The organism is Myxococcus dinghuensis, from assembly GCF_024198235.1.
GTDB lineage: Bacteria > Myxococcota > Myxococcia > Myxococcales > Myxococcaceae > Myxococcus > Myxococcus dinghuensis.
Map to the genome: position 1 here is coordinate 40,775 of NZ_JAKCFB010000014.1, position 26,997 is coordinate 67,771.

At 68.7% G+C, this 26,997-nt stretch carries 15 protein-coding genes; 12 read left to right on the forward strand and 3 right to left on the reverse strand.

What is annotated here, in order from left to right:
• The first annotated feature begins 170 nt into the window (after positions 1 to 170).
• From LZ198_RS19640 to LZ198_RS19650, 3 genes are read left to right on the forward strand one after another with little or no spacing between them, the layout of a single operon-like run.
• Positions 171 to 2,234 carry a PrkA family serine protein kinase gene (locus tag LZ198_RS19640; protein WP_253973541.1) on the forward strand — a complete coding sequence of 688 codons (2,064 nt, stop codon included), beginning with the start codon at positions 171 to 173 and terminating at the stop codon, positions 2,232 to 2,234.
• A gap of 23 nt (positions 2,235 to 2,257) precedes the next feature.
• Entirely contained in the window at positions 2,258 to 3,367 is a 1,110-nt protein-coding gene (locus tag LZ198_RS19645; RefSeq protein WP_253973542.1) for a DUF444 family protein, read from the forward strand.
• 41 nt (positions 3,368 to 3,408) lie between these two features.
• Complete coding sequence (locus LZ198_RS19650) at positions 3,409 to 4,902, forward strand: SpoVR family protein (RefSeq protein ID WP_253973543.1); 1,494 nt, start codon at positions 3,409 to 3,411, stop codon at positions 4,900 to 4,902.
• 25 nt (positions 4,903 to 4,927) lie between these two features.
• Here LZ198_RS19650 and LZ198_RS19655 read toward each other — a convergent pair whose 3' ends face one another.
• The gene (locus LZ198_RS19655; RefSeq protein WP_253973544.1) at positions 4,928 to 6,007 is read right to left on the reverse strand and encodes a serine/threonine-protein kinase; all 1,080 of its coding nucleotides are present in this window, start codon (positions 6,005 to 6,007) and stop codon (positions 4,928 to 4,930) included.
• A 197-nt stretch (positions 6,008 to 6,204) separates the two neighbouring features.
• On the opposite strand from LZ198_RS19655, the gene LZ198_RS19660 reads away from it, so the two are divergent.
• From LZ198_RS19660 to LZ198_RS19685, 6 genes are all read left to right on the forward strand, one after another.
• Positions 6,205 to 7,095 (forward strand): sigma-70 family RNA polymerase sigma factor, encoded by an 891-nt coding sequence (locus LZ198_RS19660; protein ID WP_253973545.1) that lies wholly within the window; start codon positions 6,205 to 6,207, stop codon positions 7,093 to 7,095.
• Positions 7,096 to 7,502: 407 nt separating this feature from the next.
• The gene (locus LZ198_RS19665) at positions 7,503 to 8,822 is read left to right on the forward strand and encodes a S8 family serine peptidase (protein WP_253973546.1); all 1,320 of its coding nucleotides are present in this window, start codon (positions 7,503 to 7,505) and stop codon (positions 8,820 to 8,822) included.
• Positions 8,823 to 8,865: 43 nt separating this feature from the next.
• Positions 8,866 to 10,731 carry a Hint domain-containing protein gene (locus LZ198_RS19670; protein WP_253973547.1) on the forward strand — a complete coding sequence of 622 codons (1,866 nt, stop codon included), beginning with the start codon at positions 8,866 to 8,868 and terminating at the stop codon, positions 10,729 to 10,731.
• 169 nt (positions 10,732 to 10,900) lie between these two features.
• On the forward strand, positions 10,901 to 14,599 hold the full coding sequence (locus LZ198_RS19675; RefSeq protein ID WP_253973548.1) for a choice-of-anchor A family protein: 3,699 nt from the start codon (positions 10,901 to 10,903) through the stop codon (positions 14,597 to 14,599).
• Between the two features lie 81 nt (positions 14,600 to 14,680).
• Complete coding sequence (locus LZ198_RS19680) at positions 14,681 to 18,778, forward strand: M36 family metallopeptidase (protein WP_253973549.1); 4,098 nt, start codon at positions 14,681 to 14,683, stop codon at positions 18,776 to 18,778.
• Positions 18,757 to 19,941, forward strand: coding sequence for a M23 family metallopeptidase (locus LZ198_RS19685; RefSeq protein ID WP_253973550.1), 1,185 nt, complete (start codon positions 18,757 to 18,759; stop codon positions 19,939 to 19,941). The genes LZ198_RS19680 and LZ198_RS19685 overlap by 22 nt, the downstream gene beginning before the upstream one ends.
• 13 nt (positions 19,942 to 19,954) lie before the next feature.
• On the opposite strand, the gene LZ198_RS19690 is transcribed toward LZ198_RS19685, so the two are convergent.
• The gene (locus LZ198_RS19690) at positions 19,955 to 20,545 is read right to left on the reverse strand and encodes a DUF2378 family protein (RefSeq protein WP_253973551.1); all 591 of its coding nucleotides are present in this window, start codon (positions 20,543 to 20,545) and stop codon (positions 19,955 to 19,957) included.
• A 250-nt stretch (positions 20,546 to 20,795) separates the two neighbouring features.
• On the opposite strand from LZ198_RS19690, the gene LZ198_RS19695 reads away from it, so the two are divergent.
• The 3 genes from LZ198_RS19695 (at position 20,796) to LZ198_RS19705 (ending at position 25,911) form a co-directional block, all read left to right on the forward strand.
• Entirely contained in the window at positions 20,796 to 23,291 is a 2,496-nt protein-coding gene (locus LZ198_RS19695) for a glycogen/starch/alpha-glucan phosphorylase (RefSeq protein ID WP_407667446.1), read from the forward strand.
• Between the two features lie 369 nt (positions 23,292 to 23,660).
• Positions 23,661 to 24,770, forward strand: a complete 1,110-nt coding sequence (locus tag LZ198_RS19700) for an esterase/lipase family protein (protein ID WP_253973553.1) — start codon at positions 23,661 to 23,663, stop codon at positions 24,768 to 24,770.
• A gap of 70 nt (positions 24,771 to 24,840) precedes the next feature.
• Positions 24,841 to 25,911, forward strand: a complete 1,071-nt coding sequence (locus LZ198_RS19705) for a hypothetical protein (protein ID WP_253973554.1) — start codon at positions 24,841 to 24,843, stop codon at positions 25,909 to 25,911.
• 59 nt (positions 25,912 to 25,970) lie between these two features.
• On the opposite strand, the gene LZ198_RS19710 is transcribed toward LZ198_RS19705, so the two are convergent.
• A complete protein-coding gene (locus tag LZ198_RS19710; protein ID WP_253973555.1) occupies positions 25,971 to 26,987 on the reverse strand; it encodes a zinc-dependent alcohol dehydrogenase family protein in 1,017 nt (338 codons plus the stop codon).
• Positions 26,988 to 26,997 lie beyond the last annotated feature (10 nt).

The following is a 26,997-nucleotide window of genomic DNA, read 5'->3' on the forward strand; positions in this document are numbered from 1 at the left end:
GTAACGCGCGGTCCCACTCCGCGGCGGGGTCCCGAATGGGCGGCAGGGCTGTCGTGCCTGGGACCTCGGCGGGGTGGGTGTGGAATGGCAATCCAGTCCTCCAGGTTCACCAAACTGGCCCCTTTTCGTCGCGACTTATCGCGGCGCCGAGGAGGCTCCGAGGGAGAGACATGAGGGACGCTGAGAAGGGTTCGTGGGTCTCCAGAATCGCCGCGCTCCAGGACGCGAAGACCTATGCGGAGCTCAACTGGGAAGGCTCCTTCGAGGACTACCTGGAGATCGTCCGGAAGAACCCCAAGGTGACGCGCACCGCCTTCCAGAGGATCTACGACATGATCCTCAGCCACGGGAAGACGGAGTACATCGACAACAAGAAGAAGCTCATCCGCTACCACTTCTTCAGCGACGAGAAGTTCGGGGGCAAGGACGCCATCTTCGGCCTGGACGTGCCGCTGATGAAGCTGGTGAACGTCTTCAAGTCCGCCGCCCAGGGCTACGGCACGGAGAAGCGCGTCATCCTCCTGCACGGCCCCGTGGGCTCGTCCAAGTCCACCATCGCCCGCCTGCTCAAGAAGGGCACGGAGGAGTACTCCAAGACGCCCGAGGGCGCCGCCTACACGTTCTCCTGGACCACGGACAAGAAGCTGCCGGACGGCACCACCGTGAAGGAGAAGATGAAGTGCCCCATGAACGAGGAGCCGCTCAACCTGGTTCCCCGTGAGTGGCGCGCCAAGGTCTACGCGGAGCTCGCCCCGCCGGACGACGGCCACGCCGTCCCGGACGGCTCCGAGCTGTGCCCCGCCTGCCGCTTCGTCTTCAAGGACCTGATGACGCAGTACCACGGCGACTTCGCCCGGGTGATGGAGCACGTGCGCGTCAACCGGCTCGTCTTCAGCGAGAAGGACCGCGTCGGCATCGGCACGTTCCAGCCCAAGGACGAGAAGAACCAGGACTCCACCGAGCTCACCGGCGACATCAACTACCGGAAGATCGCCGAGTACGGCTCCGACTCCGACCCGCGCGCCTTCAACTTCGACGGCGAGTTCAACATCGCCAACCGCGGCATCATCGAGTTCGTCGAGGTGCTCAAGCTGGACGTCGCCTTCCTCTACGACCTGCTCGGCGCGTCGCAGGAGCACAAAATCAAGCCGAAGAAGTTCCCGCAGACGGACATCGACGAGGTCATCCTCGGCCACACCAACGAGCCCGAGTACAAGAAGCTCGAGAACAACGAGTTCATGGAGGCCCTGCGCGACCGCACGGTGAAGATCGACGTGCCGTACATCACCAAGCTCGCGGAAGAGGTGAAGATCTACGAGAAGGACTTCAACTCCCGCGCCATCAAGGGCAAGCACATCGCGCCCCACACGCTGGAGATGGCCGCCATGTGGGCCGTGCTCACCCGCCTGGAGGAGCCCAAGAAGCACAACCTGTCGCTGCTCCAGAAGCTCAAGCTCTACAACGGCAAGACGCTCCCCAACTTCACCGAGGACAACATCAAGGAGCTGCGCAAGGAGAGCATCCGCGAGGGCCTGGAGGGCATCTCCCCCCGCTACATCCAGGACAAGATCTCCAACGCCCTGGTGAGCGACAAGGGCGAGGGCTGCATCAACCCCTTCATGGTCCTCAACGAGCTGGAGGCCGGCCTCAAGGCGCACTCGCTCATCAACAGCGAGGACGCGCGCAAGCGGATGAAGGAGCTGCTCACCTCCGTCAAGCAGGAGTACGAGGACATCGTCAAGAACGAGGTCCAGCGCGCCATCTCCGCGGACGAGGACGCCATCGGCAAGCTGTGCGGCAACTACATCGACAACATCAAGGCCTACACCCAGAAGGAGAAGGTCAAGAACAAGTACACCGGCCTCTACGAGGAGCCTGACGAGCGGCTCATGCGGGCCATCGAAGAGAAGATCGACATCCCCGACAGCCGCAAGGACGACTTCCGGCGCGAAATCATGAACTACATCGGCGCGCTGGCGGTGGAGGGGAAGACCTTCAACTACCGGACCAACGAGCGGCTGCACAAGGCGCTCGAGCTGAAGCTGTTCGAGGACCAGAAGGACAGCATCAAGCTCAAGAACCTCGTCTCCTCCGTCGTGGACAAGGAGACCCAGGAGAAGATCGACCTGGTGAAGGACCGGATGATGAAGAACTACGGCTACTGCGAGATCTGCTCCACGGACGTCCTCAACTTCGTGGCCAGCATCTTCGCCCGCGGCGACGCGAAGGAGTAGCACCAGGAGAGGGGCGAGCCGTCGTGACCTTGAAGATCCACCAGGACCACTCCCGCTTCAAACAGATCGTCCGCGGGAAGATAAAGGCCAACCTGCGCAAGTACGTGCAGAAGGGCGAGATGATCGGCAAGCGGGGCAAGGATGCCATCAGCATCCCCATCCCCTTCATCGACATCCCGCGCTTCAAGTACGGCCACAAGGAGCAGGGGGGCGTAGGCCAGGGAGAGGGCGAGGTGGGCCAGCAGCTCGGCCCCGGGGCGGTGGAGCCCGGGGAGGGCCACCAGGCCGGCCAGGGCGAGGGAGACCACGCGCTGGAGGTGGACATCACGCTCGACGAGCTCGCGCAGATACTGGGCGAGGAGCTGGCGCTGCCCAACATCGAGCGGCGCCACAACGAGAAGCTCGTCACGCAGAAGATCCGCTACACCGGCATCAACACCACCGGCCCGGAGTCGCTGCGCCACTTCAAGCGCACCTTCAAGCAGGCCCTGCGCCGGCAGATCGCCGCCGGCACCTACGACCCGGGGCGGCCGGTCATCATCCCCACGCGGGAGGACCGCCGCTACCGCAGCTACAAGCTGCAGGACCTGCCGGAGACCAACGCGGTCATCATCTACATGATGGACGTGTCCGGCTCCATGGGTGACGAGCAGAAGGAGATCGTCCGCATCGAGAGCTTCTGGCTCGATACGTGGCTGCGCCACCAGTACAAGGGCCTGGAGTCGCGCTACATCATCCACGACGCCGTCGCGCGGGAGGTGGACCGCGACACGTTCTTCCACACCCGCGAGTCCGGCGGGACGATGATCTCCAGCGCCTACAAGCTCTGCCGGGACATCATCCTGGCGGACTACCCCAAGAGCGCCTGGAACATCTACCCGTTCCACTTCAGCGACGGGGACAACTGGAGCGCGGACGACACGCGGCAGTGCATCGACATGCTGCGCAACGACGTGCTCCCCAACGTCAACCAGTTCGCCTACGGGCAGGTGGAGTCGCCCTACGGCAGCGGCCAGTTCATCAAGGACCTGCGCGAGGCGGTGGGCGATTCGCCCCACGTCGCGCTCAGCGAAATCGCGGACAAGGACGCCATCTACGCGTCCATCAAGGACTTCCTCGGCAAGGGCCGGTGAAGCAGGCACCCCACCCTCGCGCCATTCGGAGCAACCGTTCGATGCCCAAGAGCCTGACACCCCGCCTCGCCGCGCTCAGGGATGAAATCCACGGCTACGCCAAGGAGTTCGGCCTCGACTTCTTCGACACCGTCTTCGAGATGGTGTCCTACGACGAGATGAACATGGTGGCCGCCTACGGCGGCTTCCCCACGCGCTACCCCCACTGGCGCTGGGGCATGGAGTACGAACAGCTGGCCAAGGGGTACGAGTACGGGCTCTCCAAGATCTACGAGCTCGTCATCAACAACGACCCCTGCTACGCCTACTTGATGGAGAGCAACCCGGAGGTGGACCAGAAGCTGGTCATGGCCCACGTCTACGGTCACTGCGACTTCTTCAAGAACAACTTCTCCTTCCGGCACACCAACCGCCGGATGATCGACGAGATGGCCAACCACGCCACGCGCGTGCGCCGCTGGGTGGACAAGATCGGCGTGGAGAAGGTCGAGGACTTCATCGACCGCACGCTGAGCCTGGAGAACCTCATCGACCAGCACTCGCCCCACATCCGGCGCAACCCGGACCCCCGGCGGGCGGAGGACGAACTCAAGGCCAACGAGCGCGTGGAGGGCTTCAAGGTGGGCCGCGAGTACATGCGCGGCTACATCAACCCGTCGGAGTTCCTCGACTCGCAGCGCAAGAAGGTCGAGGACGAGAAGCAGCGGGCCAAGAAGTTCCCCGAGCGCCCCCAGCGCGACGTGCTGCTGTTCCTCCTGGAGGAGGCGCCGCTGGAGCCGTGGGAGTCGGACATCCTCGCCATCCTCCGCGAGGAGGCCCACTACTTCGCGCCCCAGGGCCAGACGAAGATCATGAACGAGGGGTGGGCCAGCTACTGGCACTCCACCATCATGACCCGCCGCGCGCTCAAGGACGACGAGCTCATCGACTACGCGGACCACCACTCCGGCACCATGGGCACCCGCCCCGGCGCCATCAACCCGTACAAGCTGGGCATCGAGCTGTGGCGCGACATCGAGGAGCGCTGGAACAAGGGCCGCTTCGGCAAGGAGTGGGACGAGTGTGACGACCTGCGCGCCCGCCGCAACTGGGACAAGAAGCTGGGCGCGGGCCGCGAGAAGATCTTCGAGGTGCGCAAGCACTACAACGACATCACCTTCATCGACACGTTCCTCACCGCCGAGTTCGCGATGGAGCAGAAGCTCTTCGTGTATGGCTTCAACGAGAAGCGCAACTCGTGGGAGATATTGGACCGCGAGTTCCGCAAGGTGAAGAACAAGCTCCTGCAGGGCCTCACCAACTTCGGCCAGCCCATCATCGAGGTGGTGGACGGCAACCACGAGAACCGCGGCGAGCTGCTCTTGGCCCACAAGCACGACGGCCAGGACCTCAAGGGCGACTACGCCCGGGAGACGCTGCGCAACCTCCAGTCGCTGTGGCGCCGCCCCGTCTGCCTCGTCACCCGCTACGACAACAAGAGCGTCCTGCTGCGCTTCGACGGGACGAACCACACGGAGAAGAAGGTGGAGCTGTAGTCCACGCCCCCGGCGCGGGGGCGCTTCAGGCCCCCGGGCCGCGCAGGAGCCCCGCCTGCCCCTCCGAGGCGTGGGCCCCGGGGCCCCGCAGCAGCGCGGGCGGCAGCCAGTCCCCCGCGCCCGGTGAGGAGCCGGAGCGCGCCACGTGCTCCAGCACCGCGCACAGCGCGTCCGCGTGCGCGAAGCGCTCCCCGGGGTCCGCCGCCAGGCAGCACCCGAGCGTCGCCGCGAAGCTCGGGTCGATGCCCGGCACCAGCTCCGACATCAACGCCCGCATCCCGTCCTCCGGCGGGAGCGCCCCGTGCGCCGCGCCGGGGCGGCTGGAGGGCACCCAGCCCGTGCACAGCTCGAACAGGAGCAGCCCCAGCGCGTAGAGGTCGCTGCGCGGCGTCGCGCCCGCCCCCTGGCGCACCTCCGGGGCCATGTAGCGCGGCGTGCCCACCACGCTCGGCCCGGACGGAGAGGTGAGCCGCTCGGCGCCCACGAAGGTGGCCAGACCGAAGTCGAACAGCTTCACCGTGCCGTCCGGCGCGAGGATGGCGTTGCCCGGCTTGATGTCCCGGTGGAGCACCCCGCGCTGGTGCGCGGCCCGCAGGCCCCGGGCCAGCCCCACGGCGATGTGCAGCACCCGCTGCCAGGGCAGGGGCGGCCGCAGCTCCACCAGGCACTGGCCCTCCACGTATTCGTACACGAGGAACGGCCGCCCCCCCACCTCTCCCACCCGGTGCAGGGCCACCACGTTCGGGTGCTTGATGCGGGAGATGGCGCGCGCCTCGATGGCGAAGCTCGCCAGCGTCCCCGCGTCCGGCTGCCGCGCCACGCACAGCTTCAACGCCACCCGCCGGTTCGTCGAAGTGTCGTGCGCGAGATAGACGGCCCCCATCCCACCTCGCCCCAGGAGCCGCACCAGGCGAAACTCATCCACCTCCTCCGGCGGGGTCCACGCCGCGCCCAGCGGCGACGGCGGCGAACGGAGCTCCGAAGCAGGGCCGTCCCCTCTCGCCAGCGCCACGAGCAGCGCGTGGCACGCGGAGCACTCGGCGGCGTGGCGATGCGCGAGCGAATTGGCCGCCATGGCCAGACGTCCCTCGAGCAGCGCCGTCACGTCCTCATTGCACAGGCATCCCGTTGGCAATCGCTTGCCCCCCCTCGGAAGACCCCGGGACGCAGCCTCTCACAAAACGCCGGCGCTTCGCAGCGCCCCCCGGGTCCTGTGTGGCCACGTCCCCCCTCCCGTCGGTCCCTCATTCCGAAGGAATACGGCGCTGGGCTTTATTTATGGCCAGATCAGCTGACGGAGGGGTGGTGGTATTCGCACGGACATTCCTGACACACGCGGGATGGCAGGTCGAACAAGCCCAACAGCTCGAGGGCCTGGAAGCGCAGCTTCGGCTGCTCTGGGCGGAGGGCACGGCGCGTTGGCCAGACATTCCACTCTCCACGGAGACTTTCATCGTCTATCTCGCCGAGCGCTCGCCGCCGTGGGCGCCGGGGGAGGACCTGCAGCGCGTGCTCGCGCCGTTGCACCCCGGTGACCTCTACCTCGCGTGTGCGTGCGCGCAGGGGCTGCCCGCGGCGCTCGCCGCCTTCGAGCGGCACCACATGGCGAGCATCCCCGCGACACTGGCGCACATGAAGCTGGCCGAGTCGACGGTCGACGACATCCGGCAGCGCGTCCGGGAGCGGCTGCTGGTGCGCACCGAGGCGCCGCCGCGCATCACGGAGTACTCGGGGCGGGGCCTGCTGAGCAACTGGGTGCGCGTGGTGGCGGTGCGCACCGCGCTCAGCCAGCTCCGCACCGCGCGCGAGGAGGGCTCCGTGAGCGACGCCATCCTGGACCTGATGCCCTCCCCCGGCGACGACCCGGAGGTGGAGGCCATCCAGCGGCGCTACCAGGTCGAATTCCGCCAGGCCATGGAGGAGGCCTTCGCCGCCCTGCCCAGCAAGCACCGCTACCTCTTGCGGCTGCACTTCGTGGATCGCCTCTCCACGTCGAAGATTGGCGCCCTCTTCAATGTCAATCAGTCCACCGCCTCGAGGTGGCTGCAGAGTGCACAACAGGACGTCCACGACGAGACGCGGCGCATCCTCAAGGAGCGCCTGGACCTGTCCTCGCAGGAGTTCACCAGCCTCCTGCGCGCGGTGGAAAGCCAGCTCAACCTCAGCATCAGCCGGCTCCTCACCGAAGGCTGACACCGCCACGTCAAGGCAGCGCAACACAGCGACAAGGCAAGAATCCGCCGACGATGTAGCTGGAGATTCTTTGCATAGCCTGACACCCGAGCGCGTCTTTAACCCGCGAACACCCATCCTGGGACGGGGATGTCGAATCCCTGTCACGCGCCACGCCGTGTGCGCCGCGGGCCACACGACCTGACCTCGCCGGAGCGGACGTCCCCCGCCGCCTCCGCCACCGCGACCCTCTGCGCCCTCCCCGGCGGCCCTCGCGGCCCGCCGCGACGCCACCCGTTCACCCCAAGCAGTGCCCGCGCCCGTCGCGGGCACTCGTCACCTGCAGCACAGGAGGCACCATGCAGACACAGCAGACACGTGCCCGTCGTACTCGATCCACGCGCGCCCCAATCCTGCCGCTGGTTGGAATGATGTCGCTGGCGTTCGTCGGGTGCAGCGGCCCCGCCGAGCAGGACACCGACACGCCGCCGGAGCGGCTGATGAGCCGCGTGGCGCCGCTGTACAAGGCGGCCGCCAACGACGTGGTACCCGGCGAGTACATCATCGTCTTCGGCGCGGAGGTGAGCACGACGGAGATCGCCACCGCCGTCGCCGACGTGGCCGCCGCGGGCGGCGACAACTCCGTGCTGCACCAGTACGGCATCATCCCGGGCTTCTCCGCCAAGCTGGACGCCACGCAGCTGGCGGCGCTGCAGGGCAACCCGGCCGTCTCCTATATCGAGGAGAACGCCATCGCCCAGGCCAACACCAGCTTCCCCAGCCCGGCGGACGGCATCGACCGGGTGGACCAGCGCCTGGGTCATGACGGCTTCTACAACGACCATGGCCGCACGGGCGCGGGCGTCCACCTGTACGTCGTGGACACCGGCATCAATTCGCGCCACACGGAGTTCACCGGGCGAGTCGGCAACGGGTTCACGGCCATCACGGACGGCCGGGGCGTGGAGGACTGTCACGGCCACGGCACGCACGTGAGCAGCACGGCGGCGGGCACGCAGTACGGCATCGCCAAGCAGGCGCGCATCCACCCGGTCCGCGTGCTGGACTGCGGCGGCTCCGGGACGTGGGAAGGAGTCATCGCGGGCGTGGACTTCGTCCGCGCGGACTGCCCCAACCAGAACGGCCCCTGCGTGGCCAACATGAGCCTGGGCGGCGGGCGGTCGGACGCGGTCAACACGGCGGTGGCCAACGCCATCGCCGCGGGCGTGACGTTCGTCGTGGCGGCGGGCAACGAGACGTCGGACGCGTGTACGCGCTCGCCGGCGAGCACCCCGGCGGCCATCACCGTGGGCGCCACGGACGACAACGACCGCCGCGCGTTCTTCTCCAACTTCGGCCCCTGCGTGGACCTGTTCGCGCCAGGCGTCAGCATCCTGGGCGCGTGGCTGGGCAGCACCACGGCCACCCGCTCCATCGACGGCACGTCCATGGCCAGCCCCCACGTCGCGGGCGCCGCGGCCAACTACCTGAGCGACCACCGCACGGCGCGCCCCGCCCAGGTGGAGCTCAACGTCGAGGGCTCCGCGAGCCTCAACTGCGTCACCGACGAGCGCGGCTCCCCCAACGTCTTCCTCTTCACCGACCTGAACCAGGGCAACTACTACTGCACGAACGAGGTCGCCAGCTGCAAGGGCTTCTGCGGCGGCCAGAGCTACGGCTGCTTCTGCGACGACGCCTGCGAGCGCAACGGCGACTGCTGCGCCGACTACACCACCGTCTGTCTGTGAGCGGCGTTTCCCCCACCCTCGTTGGATTCAAGGAGGCTTCAACATGCTGCCAATGCGTCGTTATGTCGTGATGGGCGCGGCCATCGCCGGCGTCTGCTTCGGTCCGCTGTCCGGCTGCACGTCCAACCCACAGGAGTCCATGCCGGAGTTCGTGGGCCACAACCAGCAGGGCGTGGGCGAGCCCGGCCGCCTCACCAAGGCGGAGTGGGCCACCTTCCTCTCCGACCAGAAGTACCTGCACTCCATCGCCAGGCCCGACGTCCGCATCCGCCTGAACCTGGCGGACGAGTCCCAGTACCGCTTCGCCATGTCCCGCCTGAAGCTCGCGGGCAAGACGCCGGACAACTCGCCCTACCTGTTCAAGGCGCTGGAGCAGCGGCGCCAGGACCACATCGCCAAGGGCTACAAGCCGGGCCTGCTGCCCCAGGCCTCCAACAGCCTGGTGGGCACCGCGGACCTCCAGGAGATGCACCTCATCGAGGAGGCCAGCATCGGCGAGACGACCCCGGTGGCCAATGACGGCCTGGGCACCGCCAGCACCACCTTCCCGGGTGGCGCCATCTACACCTACGTCGACGTCAGCTACACCGACGCGAGCGGCGCGGCGCTGGGCAACCTGGAGTGGAGCGAGGAGTTCGACGGCGGCCGGAAGCTCACCATCAACTCCCAGGGCAACCTGGCGCTCACCACCCAGCGGCGCTACCGCGTCTCGTCCTACAAGGTCGAGGAGTCGGCCGCCGAGGGCGTCCTGGACTCCTACATCTACAAGGAGGTGGGCCTCAACGGCGGCCCGGAGGTCAACGAGGCGCCCCGCCTGACGCCCCCCAACGTGCTGGCGCCGCTCGACGTGGCGTTCAACGACAACCTCATCTCCGTGTGCCTCAACCGCACCTGGACCCAGGACTGCGACTACGACCTGACCGGCAACCTGAACTCCGTCAAGCTGCCGCTGCAGGGCTCCATCTCCGTCACCAGCAGCCACGTCTTCGACTCCACGGAGATCGACCGCTTCAAGACGAACCTGAACGGCGGCCTCGCGGTTCCGGAGGCGGGGCACCTCAAGCTCATCCTCACCAACTCGGGCGGCGGCTGCGACGTCACGGACGGCACCACGCTCGTGGCGAAGATGGCCCAGTTCTGGAACCGCGTCACGCTGAGCGCGGACAAGAAGACCTTCTCCTGGGACCTGACGGGCACCAACGCCGCGTTCTTCGACGACGGCTGCCGCCAGGTGCAGGACGACGTGAAGCTGACGGCGTTCATCACCCTGCCGCTCATCTCCGCCGGCACCACGTACCGCTCCTCCATCACCCTGAGCAACGACCCGGCGGCCATCCGTCCGGACTACGTGTTCAAGAAGATCACCGTCACCAACAGCTGCCTGGCGGCGGGCACGGAGATCGAACTGGCCGAGGGCAAGCCGGCCACCATCGAGACGCTCAAGGCGGGTGACCACGTCACCAACCCCTTCGCCCCGTCGCTGACGGTGATGGACACGGCGGTGGGCATCGAGACCACGCCCATGGTGCGCATCCGCAGCGAGTCGGGCCGCTCCCTGCTGATGACGGAGATGCACCCCATCCAGGTCGCCGCGCGCGGCATGGTCCAGGCGCGCGAGCTGAAGAAGGGCGACCTGGTCATGACCAGGACGGGCCCCAGCAAGCTCGTCGAGGTCCGCCGCGAGGCGTTCACCGGCAAGGTCTACAACGTCAAGGTCGGCACCCAGGCGGAGCAGAGCACGCTGGGCGCGGACCAGACGGCGGTGTACGCCAACGGCTTCCTCGTGGGTGACGGGCAGATCCAGAAGAAGTACGAGTCCATCGCCCTGCAGCCCAAGACGGGCGACATGCTCGCCCGGCTGCCCAGCCGGTGGCACCGCGACTACCAGCTTTCGCTCCAGCGCCGGTAGTCCACGCCCTCCCCCCCGATGGTCCACATCGACGGCCCCGCCCGCGTGAAGGCGGGGCCGTCCCACGCCTCGAACGGCCACTCCGCGGTTGCTCGCGGAGTGGCCGTACTCGCCTCCGACATCCCGTGGTCCGCCTGAACCCCGAGCCCGCCGTTCCGGAGTGAACCTGATGCAGACTCGCAAGTCCTTCCTGCTCCCCTTCGCCGCCGCGCTGGTGGTGGCTGCCTGCGGTGGAGACACCCCGCCACCGCCCGCGCCGCAGCCCGCGTCCACCGCGCCCACGGCGCAGCGGCCCCAGCACATCCTGAGCGACGAGGCCCTGGCCGAGCGTCGCCGCGCCGCGACCCTGAGCCTGGTGAAGCCCTCCGCCGTGGGCGCCTCGCTCGCCAGCGCGATGGAGGTCTCCAACGCGCTCGACCTGCCCGCGGGCATGGTGACGGGCTCGTCGCTCGTGAGCCTCAACCCCCAGGCGGCCATGGTGCTGCCCAGGTACGGCAACGACATCACGCCGCGCAGGGGTGACTCCCTGGTCGTCCTGAGCACGGGCAACATCAACGTCGCCAACCTGCCGGAGCCCGGCACGGACTACCCGCCCGTGGGCGTGGACGGCGACGTGGTCACCTTCCGGGTCACCCTCAACGTGCCGCTCGGCAACAACCGGATGTCGTTCGACTACCGGTTCCTGAGCGCCGAGTCGCCCGAATACATCGGGACCCAGTTCAACGACACGTTCAATGCCCACGTCGAGGACTCCGGTGGCCGGCGCCTCGTGGCCACCGCGTCCGTGAACAGCTCCACCTTCTTCGACGTGTCCACCACCCGCGCCGCGGGCACCGGCTACGACACGCTGTTCGCGGACGACCCGGCCGGCGTCGACTACTTCCCGGTCACCTACCCGCCGGACATCATGCGCTTCCCGGACGCGGGCATCACCGACTTCCGGACCGCCAACTTCGAGGTCATCCCCGGCGGCTCCATCACACTGGAGTTCGACATCCGGGACCTGGGCGACGGCGTGCTGGACTCCGCGGTGGTCATCGACAACATCACCTTCGCCAACATGGAGGTGGTGGACCCCAACCCCACCCTGCTCCACCACTTCCTGGGCACCGTCCTGACGGACACGTCCCTGCTGGTGAACTCCACCTCGGCCGTGCCCCACGTGCGGGCGGTGGCCGCGGACGGCGTGACGCAGGTGCTCCTGCGCTCCAAGTTCGCCGCCGCGGGCCGCGTGACGTTCTCCATCAGCGGCACCAGCCCCGCCAACGGCGGCGTGGGCGCCGTCGGGACCTCCGAGCGCGCCGCGACCGTGGCCGTGAACACCGTCCCCTTCGGCGGCGTCCACTACGCGTTCGCCCTGTACACCGCGCCCGCGGACTTCGACAGCGGGGGGTTCTCCGGGGTTTCCTCCCGGCCCCTGACCCTCAGCGCCAACTACGTCCCCACGACGGGGACGGGCTTCACCACCCAGGTGGCGCTGGACATCGTCCGTCCCCCGGTGGTGCTCGTCCACGACCTCTGGTCCTCGTGTGACTTCATCAGCGGCGCCGGGAGCATCAAGCAGAGCCCGCTCTTCGAGGTGACGTGCGCGGACTACTCGTCGACGGCGTCCGAATCCATGCTCTCCGCCGCCAACACCCTCGTGGTCCCGGAGACCATCCACGAGGCGCTCGACGAGATGCGCCAGCGGCAGATCGCCGTCGCCCAGGCGGACGTCGTCGCCCACGGCATGGGCGGGCTGCTCGCCCGCCGGTTCGTCGACTGGAGCAACTACTACGGCTTCGACAGCTTCAACCAGGGCACCATCAACCGCCTCATCACCCTGAACACGCCGCACGTCGGCACGCGCCTGGCGAACGAGATCGTGGCGATGCGCGACTTCATCCAGGTCGAGAACGCCACGACGTGGGGACAGGTCAAGGACTCGCTGGCGGCGCTGAATCCCCCCATCCTCCTCCAGGACCCGCTCGACCCCGCCAAGGCGATGGCCATCGACGACCTGAAGGTCCAGAGCGACGTCATCAAGCTCATCCGCCAGACGCCCGTCCCCACCCACGTCCTCACCAGCCAGGGCGCGCAGGGCCTGGCGCGCACCCCGACCACGACCATCCTCCCCGACAACGTCAAGGTCCTGTACACCAAGATGGAGACCAACCACCCGCTGGTCTACGGGAACTCGAACACCGCGTTCCGGATGAAGCTCATCCTCGGCCCCGACAGCCACCTGTTCTGCAACGATCCGCACGACGTCTTCGTCGCGACCTGGGACCAGCGCGGAGGCCTCCCGGTGGGGAGCACCGCCGTCAGCCCCTTCGACGTGACGACGGGGAACCGGGACTCGGAGCACTTCAAGGTCCCGAACGACACCGCGCACCGGGACAGGCTCGTCGCGCTGCTCAACAGCCCGGTGGGCGGCCCCAACTTCACCACCACCCTCCCCAGCCCCTTCGGGCTCGGGAGCGAGAACGGCTGCACGGGGTTCGCCCCCATGCGCGCCCCCGAGGAGTTCGCCGCCGCGAGGGAGACCCTGCGGCTGGCCAGCGCCGCGGCGGGGAGCCTGACCATCACCTCTCCGGCGCCCGGCACCCAGGTGACGCCGGGGGGCTACGTGACGGTCGCCGTCGCGGGCACCGGGGGCTTCGCGCCCCAGACGGTGGGCATCATCGGCGGAGGCCGCGCCACCATCCTCGAGGCGGGTCCCTTCACCACCCAGTTCCAGATTCCCGTCGAGGCGCTCGGCTCCGTCACCTTCTCCGCGTTCGGCATCGACGCGCAGGGCCAGACGCTCTACGCGCCCAAGGTGACGCTGCCGGTGGTGACGTCCGCGCAGTTGAAGACGCTCGAGGTGCTCAACGGCGACGCCACCCTCAGCGGCCCCGGCGCGACGCGCAAGCTGGTCGTGCACGGCGTGTACTCGGACGGCGTCACGCGCGACGTCTCCTCCGCCACGCTCGGGACCCGCTACTCCACGTCGAACACGGGCATCGCCACCATCACCGCCGACGGGACGCTGACGGGCGTGGCCCCGGGCATGGCCACGGTCATGGTGCTCAACGGCACGGTGCTCACCAGCATCACCGTCACCGTGGGCGACACCGCGACCAACCAGTGCATCCCGGTCCGCCTGGGCGAATACAACCTCTTCGTCCTCAACGACTACTCGGAGGGCAACGAGGTCTACGGGAAGATCGCCGCCGGCCGCAACGTGTCGCTCAAGAACTTCTCGGTGGGCACCAAGCTCGCGGAGAACGACGTCTCGAACGTGCTCGTCGTCGGAGGCAACCTCACGCTCGTCAACGGCAGCGTGTGGGGCGACGCCCGGTATGGTGGGAAGTACGTCGTCGACGGCAAGGTCTCCTACCCGCGCGGCACCGTCGCCAAGGCCACGCCCATCAACTTCGCCGCCCAGGGCAACTGGATGCGCGCGCTCTCCAGCAACCTCGGGAACCTCCCCCCCAACGGCAAGACGGTCATCGAGTCGTGGGGCGGCGTCTACCTGACGGGCACGAACAAGAAGACGAACATCTTCGACGTCGACGCCAGCGTCTTCAAGGGCACCGTGCTCCTCACCATCGAGGCGCCCACCAAGAGCCACGTCATCATCAACGTCCGCGGCGACTACCCCGTCTTCACCAACTTCGGCCACGTCTTCAACGGCGGCATCGACGAGACCGGCGTCCTCTTCAACTTCCCCGACGCCACCTCCATCACCGCCTTTGACTATGGCTTCTACGGCACGGTGCTTGCACCAAACGCAGACATCAATTTCAATGAAGGAAGCTTCGTGGGTGGCATCTACGCCCGTTCGCTGAAGGGGAACGCGGTCGGACAGATCAACCGGCTGCGGGACACCGACATCTGCAATTGATGTCAGACTTCAGCGTTCGCCGCTGAACCGCGACAGTGGGGGTCCAGGGTGCTCGAAAATCTGAGGCGCAGAACATCCTCCATGCTCACCGCGCTCGCGCTCTGTGCGGGGTGCGCGGTGGAATCCCCCACGCCCGCGTCTCCCGACCTGGCAACACAGGTCGGGAGACGTGAGCTTGCCGCCCAGGACTCCGTCGTCGTCTCACGGGACGCGGAGCGCCGGGTCCCGACGATGATGTGGGCACCGTCGGGTGCCTTCATCGCGGGCCCGGAGGCCCGGACCCCGGAGGCCGCCGCCTGGGACTACCTGAAGGCCCACGCCTCGCATTACCGCCTGTCCCCCGCCGCCCTGGGAACGGCGTACGTGCACCACGTCCACGACACGGGCCGGGGCGGCATCATCGTGTTCTTCCGACAGCGCGTGGGCGACGTCGAGGTGGCGCGCACGGAGCTGAAGGTCCTCATGACCCGGGACCTCTCACTGGTCGCCCTCACCGGGAACCTGCATGACGGCGTGGACGCGCTCCTGGGCACGGCGTCCGGACTGAGCGCCTCCCCGGAGCGTTTCTCCATGCCGCCCTCGGGGGCCGTCCTCGGAGCCCTGGAGGACCTCTACGGACTGACGCTCTCGGAGGGCGCGGCCGTCCAGCCCGTGGCCACGCTCCGCCCGGGTGTCGAGCGGTTCGAGCTCACCGCGAGCAGCGCGGACGCGCGCTCGGGAATCACGCTGCTCGAACCCGCCACCGTCCAGCGCGTCTACCTCCCCTTCGAGGGGACGCTGCGGCCCGCCTACTCCGTCGACCTGCTCGCGGAGCGCGCGGGAGGACTCGACCGGAAGGGCTACGAATACCTGGTCGACGCGGTGGACGGCAGGCCGCTTCGGAGCACCAACCGCGTCTTCGGCAACACGTTCTCCTATCGCGTCTGGGCGGACGCGGACGGGACACCCCAGGATGGACCGCTCGCCGACTTCACGCCCTACCCGTACGACAGTCCGAACGCGGGCTACGACCCGGGCTTCGTCGCGCCCCGGGACATCACGTGGGCGGGACGCCCGAGCAACGGCCCGCTCGGCGTGGACCCCTGGCTGGACGCCAACGCGAGCCAGGCCGCGGGGAACAACGTCCGCGCCTACGCGGACCACGTCAACCCGGACGGCTACACCGAGGGCCAGGACCTGCAAGCCCCCGTGGGCCCGGGGCCACGCCAGTTCCACTACGACTTCGACCCCGCGCTCGAACCCATCGTGCCTGGAAATCCCAACCAGACACGCGCGGCCATCGTGAGTCTTTTCTACACGACCAACTGGCTCCACGACTATTTCTACGAGTCTGGCTTCACGGAGGTGGCGGGCAACGCCCAGCAGGACAACCTGGGCCGGGGCGGCGTGGCGAACGACCCGCTGCTCGCGGAGGCCCAGAACCTGGGCCCCACCGTCACCGTCCGCAACAACGCGTATATGTATGTCCCGAAGGACGGGACGTCGCCTCGCATGGAGATGTTCCTCTGGGAGGTCCCGGAGACGCGCAACGTCCGGGTCGGGAGCACGGACTACGCCACGGGGCGGGCCGAGTTCGGACAGCGGACGTTCGACCTGCGCGACGGACGGCTGGTGCTGGCCAACAGCGGCACGAGCACCGTCACCACCACCGCATGCACCGCGCTGACCAACGACGTCACCGGGGCCATCGTCCTGGCGGACCGGGGTGGCGGCTGCTCCTACGAGCTCAAGGCCGTCAACGCGCAGAGCGCGGGCGCGGCCGGCCTCATCGTCCTCAATCACATCCCAGGCGCGGAACCGCCCGTGATGTTCGAGGCCGACGCGAGCCTCAACCCCACCCTCCCGGTCCTCTCCGTCACCTACGAGGCGGGCGTCGCGTTCAAGGAGCTGCTGCGCAACGGCGCGGTCACCGGCACGATGTCGCGTCGCCTGACCCGGCCCGAGCGAGACGGGACGATCGACAACACCGTCGTCGCCCACGAGTGGGGCCACCTGCTGCACCTGCGGCTGGTGAGCTGCGCGGAGCCGCAATGCCTGGCGCAGAGCGAGGGGTGGGCGGACTTCATCGCGCTCCACCTGATGGTGCGGTCCGGGGACGACCTCGACGGAACGTACGGCGTGGGGGGCTACGCGGCGTTCATCACCGGGGACAGCACGTACTACGGCGCCCGCCGGGTCCCCTACTCGCGCAACCCCGCGCGCAATGCCTTGCGCTTCCGCCACCTCAGCGAGAGCGAGGCGCTGCCCGACACCCATCCCCTGCGGGACAACTACGGCGCGCACGCGGACGCCCACAACGCGGGGGAGGTCTGGGCGTCGATGCTCTTCGATGGCTACCTGGCCCTCATCGAGCAGGTCGGCAAGCCCGGCTCGGACCTCGCCACCTTCGCCGACGCCAAACGGCGCATGGCGGACTACGTCGTCGAGGGCATGAAGCTGGCCCCCGTGGACCCCACCTTCACGGAGCAGCGCGACGCGCTGCTCATGGCGGCCGTGAGCACGAACGCGGGCGACGCGCGCCTCCTGGCCCAGGCCTTCGCCCGCCGCGGAGCCGGCACCTGCGCCAGCTCGCCGCCCCGGAAGGCCCAGGACTTCGACACCCTGACGGAGTCCGAGCTGGCCCAGCCGGACCTCCGCTTCGAGTTGGAGAAGGCGGATGACAGCGAGCGCTCGTGCGACGCGGAGCGCGACGACGTCCTCGACGCCGGGGAGGCGGGCCTGCTCCGGCTGAAGGTGACCAACCAGGGCCTCGTCGCCGCCGAGGGCGTCACCATCGCCTTCGCCAGCAACCTGCCCCAGGTGATGGGGTTGCCCTCGGGAGACCTCACCCTGCCCACGCTCCTCCCGTTCACCTCCACCACGCTGACGTTCCCCATCTCGCTCCCCCAGGCCTCCGTCCCCACCCGGGTCCTCGAGCTGACGCTCACGCCCCCAGCCACCCTCACCTGCGACGCGCGCCCCCGACACCTCTTCGCGCGGATCGACCACGACCTGGGGACGGACAGCCGGGACACGGTCGAGAGTCCGGTGACGGCCTGGACGGCGACCGTCCTCGAGGGGAGCGCGGACCAGCGCTGGCAGCGCGTGGTGACCGACGACAGCACGGCCAGCACCCTCAACCACGTCTGGCACATGAAGGACGACTTCGACTTCGCCGACACGGCGCTGGTCTCCCCGCCGTTGAAGATCTCCAACACCGCGCCCTTCACCCTGCGCTTCGACCACCGCCACGCCTTCGCGTACATCGACCGGGGCCCGGGGCGGCGCGACTACTGGACCGGCGGCGTCGTCGAGCTCTCCGTGGATGGCGGCCAGACGTGGGAGGACGTGAACAAGTACGTGACGCCCGGCTATGGCGGGACGCTCGACGCGACGACGAGCAACAAGCTGGCGGGGCGCCCGGCCTACGTGGACCGGAGCAGCAGTTGGCCCGCGCTGGTCCCCTCCCCGCTCATGGACTTCGGCACGCGGTTCAAGGGCAAGACGCTCCAGCTGCGCTTCCGCTTCGGCTCCCCCTGGCTCATCGAGTCCCAGGGCTGGGACATCGACGACATCACCCTGGGCGGCGTCGACGAGAAGCCCTTCAGCGCCATCGTCGACGACGCCGGAGCCTGCCAGCTCGTCGCCGACGCGGGCGTGGACCAGTTCGTCGAGAGCGGGGCGCAGGTGACGCTCCAGGGCACGGGCACGCTGACGCCGCACGGAGGACCCGTGACCTATTTCTGGCGGCAGACGGGCGGCACGCCGGTGGCGCTGACGGGCGCGGACACCGCCTCGCCCCGGTTCACCGCGCCCACGGTGACCTCGGACACGAAGCTCTCCTTCGGGCTGACCGTGGCCTCCGGCGACTTCTCCGCGACGGACCCGGTGGACGTCACCGTCAAGAAGACCCCCGGGCCGGGCCCGACGGACCCCAAGCCCGACCCGCCGGAGGGCGGCTGCTCGATGACCCCGGAGACGCCGACGCGTCCCGGGAGCGGGTGGCTCGCCGGCGTGCTGATGTTGCTGCTGCGCGCCTGGAGCCAGGGCCCCGGCAGGGCGCGCGCGCACCGCGGCTGGAGGCCCCGCCGGGCTCCCGGCCCCCAGCAGCCAGGCAGGCGGGCCCGGACCTGGTTCTGGGCGAGCGCGCGAGTGTCCACTACACTCGCGCCCGCCCCATGCGAATCGCCCCCCTCCTGAGCCTGGCCACCTTGCTGGTGGCGTCCTCCTCCGAGGCCGTCGTCCGGTACGAAATCAAGAACCGCCGCATCGAGCCGAGGCAGACCCTGGCGGGCGCGCTGCATGACGCGAAGCTGCCGGACGCGCAGGTGACGGCGGTCATCTCCGCGCTGGAGGGCGTGTTCGACTTCCGCAAGTCGCGCGTGGGCGACCAGTTCCGCCTGGTGCTGCGCGACGGCGAGCTGGACTTCTTCGACTACCGCCAGAGCCTGGTGGACGAGTGGCAGGTGCGGCGCGACGGGGAGAAGTACGTCGGCAGCAAGCGCGCCATCGAGGTGGAGAAGCAGGTGGCGGTGGTGGCGCTGGACATCCAGACGTCGCTCTACGAGGCGGCGGTGGACGCGGGCGAGGACCCGGCCATCGGCATGGTGCTGGCGGACGTGTTCGCCTGGGACATCGACTTCTACCGGGACGTGCGCAAGGGCGACACGGCCAAGGCCCTGGTGGAGAAGTTCGTCTCCAAGGGCCGCGTGCTGCGCTACGGCGAGGTGCTCGCCGCGCAGTACGTGGGCGGGCTGGTGGGCCCCAAGAAGGTCTACCGCTACGTGCTCCCGGACGGGCAGCCCAACTACTTCCAGGCGGACGGCTCCAGCGCCAAGAAGACCTTCCTCAAGAGCCCGCTGAAGTACGCGCACGTCACCAGCAAGTTCGGCTCGCGCTTCCACCCGGTGCTCCAGTACCTGAAGAACCACAACGGCGTGGACTACGGGACGCCCATCGGCACGCCCGTGTGGGCCGTGGCGGACGGCACCGTCACCCAGGCGGGCAACGCGGGCGCCGCGGGCAACATGGTGGTCATCCGCCACGCCAACGGCTTCGAGACGCAGTACATGCACCTGTCGCGCTTCGGCGAGGGCATCCGCGCGGGCGCCCGCATCAGCCAGAAGCAGGTCATCGCCTACTCCGGCAACACCGGCCGCTCCACCGGGCCGCACCTGCACTTCGGGATGAAGCGCGGGGGCAGCTACACCAACCCGCTCAACCAGCAGTTCCCCCGCGCGGACCCGCTGCCCAAGACGCTGCTGCCGGACTTCCTGGCCAAGGCCCAGGAGCTGGCCGGGCAGATGGAGGCCGTGTCCGTGGCCGCGGTGGCCGGTCAGGCCCCCGCTCCCGCCGCCCCGTGAGGGCGCGCGGGCGCTACTCCCACCGGATGTCGTAGTCCGCGGCGAAGTAGCCGCGGGGCGTGCCCGTGACGGTCCCGTTGCACTGGATGGCCTTCAGGGCCTCCTGGAGCACGCCCTCGTGGAACTGGACCGGCTGCATGTCCCCCTCGAAGGCCAGGCGGACGTGGCGCTCCGCAATCACGGAGTACTCGCGCCGGCCGTAGCTCACCAGGGTGGAGTACGCGGTGGGCGCGTTGGACAAGAGGCGCTTGGGGTCCCCCTTGCCGATGAGCCGCGTCAGCGTCTGCCCCACGGTGGAGGAGAAGAAGCCCGTGACGGCCGCCGCCCCGCAGGCGCGCACCGCCTCCTCCTGGGAGCCGAACCGGCCCGCCTTCGCGAGCGCCTCCGACGTGGCGTACAGCAACCGGATGGCGTCCACCGCGGAGTAGGAGAAGAAGTCCACCGGCGAGCGCTTGAAGAGCGGCTCCCGCAGCTTCATGGCCGTGTCCGGGCCGAGCTGGCGCTCCGCGAGGTTCAGCACCGCGTTGAAGATGAGGCCGCGGACCGTGTCTTCGGGCCGCACCAGCGCCAGCCGCTGGTCCATGTCGTTCTTCGGATAGGCCATGACCGTTGATTTCTACATCAAACCCGGGACCGGGGGGCGGCCCTTCGGCGCGCAGGCTGTGTGAAAACGGGCGGAAGCCTCGCCCGGGAGGGTGACACCTGGACGTCCCAGGTCCTTGCCAGGGAGCATCCACCCCCTCCCCGGCTCCGCGCTTTTGCACGTACGGCGCGTGCCGGCCCTGCGCTACCCTCCCCCGAGCGTCCTCACGACTTCCCACCCGACCCATCCCTGGATGGAGACTCCTCGCGACATGGCCTCTTCCGGTTCCCCGTCCCGCCCCGCGTCCCCCTCGAACGATGACGTCGGCCGTACCGGACGTGATGCGAACACCATGCGGCGCTCGTTCCTCGACCACGTGCGCTACTCCCGTGGAAAGAACTACGAGACGTCCACGGCCCACGACCGCTTCATGGCGCTGTCGCTGGCGGTGCGCGACCGGCTGGCGGACCGGTGGGTGCGCACCGCGCGCACGTACTACGAGAAGGACGTCAAGCGCGCCTACTACCTGTCCGCGGAGTACCTCCTGGGGCGCGCCCTGGGGAACAACCTGCTGAGCCTGGGCATGCACGAGGCCGCCTCCGAGGCCATGCGGGAGGTGGGGGTGGACCTCACCAACCTGCTGGAGATGGAGCCGGACGCGGGCCTGGGCAACGGCGGCCTGGGGCGGCTGGCGGCGTGCTTCCTGGACTCGCTGGCGACGCTCGGCTACCCCGGCATGGGGTACGGCATCCGCTACGAGTTCGGCATCTTCACGCAGGACATCGTGGACGGCTACCAGGTGGAGCGCGCCGACGAGTGGCTCAAGTTCGGCAACCCGTGGGAGATCGTCCGGCCGGAGAAGGCGGTGCCGGTGCGCTTCTTCGGGCGGGTGGAGCACCACCAGGGGCCTGACGGCAAGCCCGTGGCGCGCTGGGTGGGCGGCAAGACGGTGGTGGGCGTGCCGTACGACACCCCCATCGCCGGCTACCACAACGACACCGTCAACACCCTGCGGCTGTGGCAGGCGCGCGCGTCCGAGGAGTTCGACCTGCTGCTGTTCAACGCGGGCGACTACGAGCGCTCCGTGGTGGAGAAGAACGACTCGGAGGTCATCTCCAAGGTCCTCTACCCCAACGACGCCTTCCAGGCCGGCAAGGAGCTGCGGCTCAAGCAGCAGTACTTCTTCGTCGCCTGCTCCATCGCGGACATCGTCCGGCGCTACCTGAAGAACCACACCGACTTCAGGGACTTCCCCAACAAGGCGGCCATCCAGCTCAACGACACGCACCCGGCCATCGGCGTGGCGGAGCTGATGCGCGTGCTGGTGGACGAGCGGCGGCTGACCTGGGACGAGGCGTGGTCCGTCACCCAGGGCGTGTTCGGCTACACCAACCACACGCTCCTGGCGGAGGCGATGGAGAAGTGGCCGGTGACGCTGTTCGAGCGGCTGCTGCCCCGGCACCTGGAAATCATCTACGAAATCAACACGCGCTTCCTGCGCCAGGTGCAGATCCGCTACCCGTACGACCAGGAGAAGCTGCGGCGGATGAGCCTGGTGGAGGAGGGCGCGGAGAAGAAGATCCGCATGGCGCACCTGGCGGTGGTGGGCAGCCACAGCGTCAACGGCGTGGCCGCGCTGCACACGGACCTGTTGCGCCGGGACGTGCTGCCGGACTTCGCGTCCATGTATCCGGAGCGTTTCAACAACAAGACCAACGGCGTGACGCCGCGCCGGTGGCTGGCGTGGTGCAACCCGCGGCTGTCCAAGCTCATCACCTCGCGCATCGGCGAGGGGTGGGCCACGGACCTGGACAAGCTGCGGGAGCTGGAGCCGCACGCGGAGGACCCGGCGTTCCGCCAGGCGTTCCGCGAGGTGAAGCGCGCCAACAAGGAGGACCTGTCCCGGCACATCCAGGACCTGCGCTGGGTGCAGCTCAATCCGGACGCCATCTTCGACGTGCAGATCAAGCGCCTGCACGAGTACAAGCGGCAGTTGCTCGACGCGGTGCACATCGTCGCGCTGTGGATGCGGGCGCGCCGAGACCCGAGCACCATCGTCCACCCGCGCGCGTTCATCTTCGGCGCCAAGGCCGCGCCGGGCTACCACCTGGCGAAGCTGACCATCCGGCTCATCAACGGCATCGCGGAGGTGGTCAACAGCGACGCGGGCACCACGGGGTTGCAGGTGGTGTTCGCGCCCAACTACCGGGTGAGCCTGGCCGAGCGCATCATCCCCGCGGCGGACGTGTCCGAGCAGATCTCCACGGCGGGCATGGAGGCCTCCGGCACGGGCAACATGAAGCTGATGCTCAACGGCGCGCTGACGCTGGGCACGCTGGACGGCGCCAACGTGGAGATTCGCGACGCGGTGGGCGACGAGAACTTCTTCCTCTTCGGCCTCACCGCGGACGAGGTCATCGCGCGCAAGCGCGCCGGCTACCGGCCGCGCGAGGAGTACCAGCAGAACCAGGAGCTGCGCGAGGCGCTGGACCTCATCTCCACCGGCTTCTTCTCCCCGGAGGACAAGAACCTCTACAAGCCCCTGGTGGACAGCCTCCTCGACGAGGACCGCTACCTGGTGCTGGCGGACTTCGCGTCGTACGCGGCGAAGCAGGACGAGGTGGTGCGCGCCTACCAGGACGCCGACGGCTGGACGCGCAAGTGCATCATCAACGTGGCCCGCGCCGGCATCTTCTCCTCCGACCGCACCATCAAGCAGTACGCCGAGGAGATCTGGCGCATCCAGCACACCGCCGTGGAGCCCTGAGCGCGGGCGCGCCGTGCGCCACGAGTCCCGCCGGGCCCTTCCGCCCAGGCGCTCGTGGCGCGCGCCGCGCGTATCGCGTGACACAGGACGGCCCGTCGCCCTGACGACGCGCCGCGCAATGACTCGCGGACAGAATCGACGACGCAGTGCGACACCGAACGAATGTCTCGTCCGGCGGGGCTGACGCGTCGCGATGTGTTGACTCGGGAGTCAATCCTGCTGCATTCATACGCCGGGTGTTCGGGATTCACCTGTTGATGCGGTTGCAGTGAGACATTCGCGGTGCCCCGCGAGGCGTCGTGGAATCCCGAGGCCCGGTTCCGACGTGCACTGGTTGCGACAGGCATTCCCCCCAGCAAGGAGCACCTCATGAAGCAACAGCCACTGTCCCTGGCCGTCCTGGCCCTGGTCGTCGCGGGTATTTCGCCCTCCGCCATGGCGGCCGCGGAGCGCACCACCTATCCCGTCGTCTTCGCGCACGGGCTCGGCGGCTTCGACAACATCCTCGGGTATGACTACTGGGGAGATGATTTCGGTGTGTTCGTCGGCGACCCGTGCAACGAGTTCCTCGAGATCACGTGCAACAGCGGCATCGACGTGAACCAGCGCTCGTTCGTGGCCGCGGTCCAGCCGCTGCATGACTCGGACGTCCGTGGGCTGCAGCTGGCCAACGAAATCGAGGGCTACATGGCGACCGCGGGGACGAAGTACGTGAACCTCGTGGGCCACTCGCAGGGCGGCATCGACGCGCGCAAGGCGGCGCGGGTGCTGCGCGAGCGCAAGGGCTACACGGTGGTGAAGTCGCTGGTGAGCGTGTCGTCTCCGCACCGCGGCTCGCCGGTGGCCAAGTTCATCCTCGACCTGGGGCCGGGGGTCACCAGCGTGCTGGACGCGCTGTTCCGCATCTACGGCGACGTGGTGTACGGGCCGGGCAACGACGCCTATGCGTCCGTGAAGTCGCTCGTCTACAACGACTACGACGCCAACGACGGCAAGGCGACGGGCGCCAAGCGCTTCAACACCAACTACAACATCAGCGCCAGCTACGCGTCGAACTACGCCTCTCTGATGACGGCGCAGAGCGGCCTGAGCGTCAACCCGGCGCTGTACCTGCTGCGCGGCTTCTATTTCGACATCGACGGTGACGGCTACTGCGTGGACGACTGCGACAACGACGGCGCGGCCGGCAAGGGCAACGGCGTGCGCACGGGCAACGACGACGACGGCCTGGTGGGCATCAACTCCCAGCAGATGGGCTACCGCCTGCGTTACACGGAGCGGCTGGGCCTGGACCTGGTCTCCGTCGACTCCGCGCTGGGCTACGTGTCCGACATCAACGCGCCCAACGCCTCGCAGATGACGTCCTCCTCCAGCCTCATCAACCAGGACCACCTGGACGTCATCGGCCTGGGGCCCGACACGTTCAGCGAGATGGAGTTCTACGCGGCCATCTTCGACTACATCGCGAAGAACGACTGAGCCCCCATCCAGCCGTCGTCGGGGAAGGGCCCTCTCGGCCCTCCCCTCTCTGAAGCCCCAGGAGGTCGTCATGCGACAGCGCACCCAGGTCTTGTTGGCGGGAGGAGGCATCCTCCTGCTGCTCGGTGCACTCGCGCTCCTGGGGCGCACCGGGACGCAGGCGGCGGCCGCGAGGGCCACCGAGGCGCGAGCCGCGACGCCCGCGGCCGGCGCCGTGGCCCCGGTGGCGCCCGCCCCCACGCAGGTCGCCGCCGTCGGGGCGCCCGCGCCCTCCGCCGTGGCGGAGCCGACGCAGGACGCGGAGCTGGAGGCGCTGGCCGCCTCGCTGCGCGAGAAGTACGGGGCGAAGCTGGACGAGCCCTACATCCAGATACGCATGCTGGAGGAGCTGATGCGCTACTTCCAGCAGCGGTATCCGGACCGCTGGCGGGAGGAGCTGCTCGCGTTCCTGAAGCGGGCCTTCCCGGAGCGCTACGACGCCCTCGAGGCGATGCTGCGCAACCGCGTGGACTACGAGAAGTGGGTGCGCGACAACGAGCCATACCTGCGCGGACTGACGGACGCCCAGCGGCGGGCGGCGACCTGGGACGCGCGCAACCGGCTCTTCGGCAAGGAGGCGGCGGAGCGCATCTGGGCGGGGGAGCTGCGCAACCAGGCCATGGCGGACACGCTGCGGACGCTGGACGCGACGGATGGCGCGCTGGAGCAGAAGCTCTCCACGTACAAGCAGCGCATCCAGGAGATTCACGGCGAGAACGCGGACGCGTACCTCGCCCGCCACCAGCAGGAGGCGATGGACCGATTCCTGGACCTGGGCACCATCCAGGCGGAGCTGGGGGCCATGTCCCCCCAGGAGCGCTCGCGCAGCCTGCGCACCGTGCGCCGGGAGATGGGCCTGGACGACGAGGCGCTGAAGCGTTGGGACACCCTGGACCAGAACCGGGATGCCCGCTGGGACGCGGGCGCGCGCTACATGACCGAGCGACAGGCCGCGAGCCAGGAGCTGTCCGGCGAGGCGCTGGAGGCGAAGCTCGCGGAGCTGCGCACCCGCTACTTCGGAGCCGAGGCGGACACCATCGCCCAGGAGGAGGCCAGCGGGTTCCTGCGCTTCGAGCGCCCCCGCCAGTGGGGACGCAACTGACGTCCGACCCGGGTCGATGATGCGGTCCACCGCGCCATCGCGGCGCCCTGCGTCCTCGCTCACGGACGCAGGAGGGCCTTGATGGCACGCCGCTCATCCATCGCACGGTACCCCTCCGCGACCTGCGCGAGCGGAAGCGTGAGGTCGAAGACCTTGCCGGGGTCCACCTTCCTGCTCCACACGCGTGCGATCAACTCGGGCAGGAACCGACGGACGGGAGCCGGTCCGCCGTGAAGGTGGACATGGGAGTAGAACAACCCCTCTCCCGCGAGTTGAACACCGTGCGGGACCCCCACGTAGCTCACGAAGCCTCCCGGCCGCGCCGCGCCGATCGCTTGCAGCATCGACTCCTGTGTCCCCACGCACTCGAGGACGGAGTCCGCGCCGATGCCCTTCGTCAGCTCCTTGATGCGCGCGACGCCCGCCGCGCCGCGTTCCGTCACGAGGTCCGTCGCACCGAATTCGCGGGCGAGGACCTGCCGCGCGGGGTGTCTGCTCATCGCGATGATGCGCTCAGCCCCCTTCTGCTTCGCGGAGAGCACCGCGAGCAAGCCCACGGCGCCGTCACCGACGACCGCGACGGTCGAACCCGCCTTCACGTTCGCCGCGTCCGCCGCGAACCATCCCGTCCCGAAGACATCGGAGACCGCGAGCAGGCTCGGAACCAGGTCATCCGGAGGTACCTCGGGCGTGGCCACGAGCGTTCCATCCGCGAGCGGCACACGCAACCTGGGGGCCTGCGCCCCACTGACGCTCTCGCGGTGCTGACAGGAGGTCTGGTAGCCGGCCTTGCAGTGCGGACAGGTATTGTCGGAGGCGAAGAACGAACCGATGACGAACTGGCCCGGTCTGACCGACTTCACCGCGCAACCGACCTCTTCGACGATGCCGCAGTACTCGTGCCCCATGGGCATCGGCTGCTCGACAGCCTGGATGCCCCGATAGGGCCACAAGTCGGAGCCACAGACACAGGTCGCGGAGAGCCGGATGACCGCGTCGGTCGGAGCGATGATTCGAGGCGTCTCGCGCTCCTCGAAACGCACGTCACCGGGACGATGCAGGACAGCACCTTTCATGGCAGGGCTC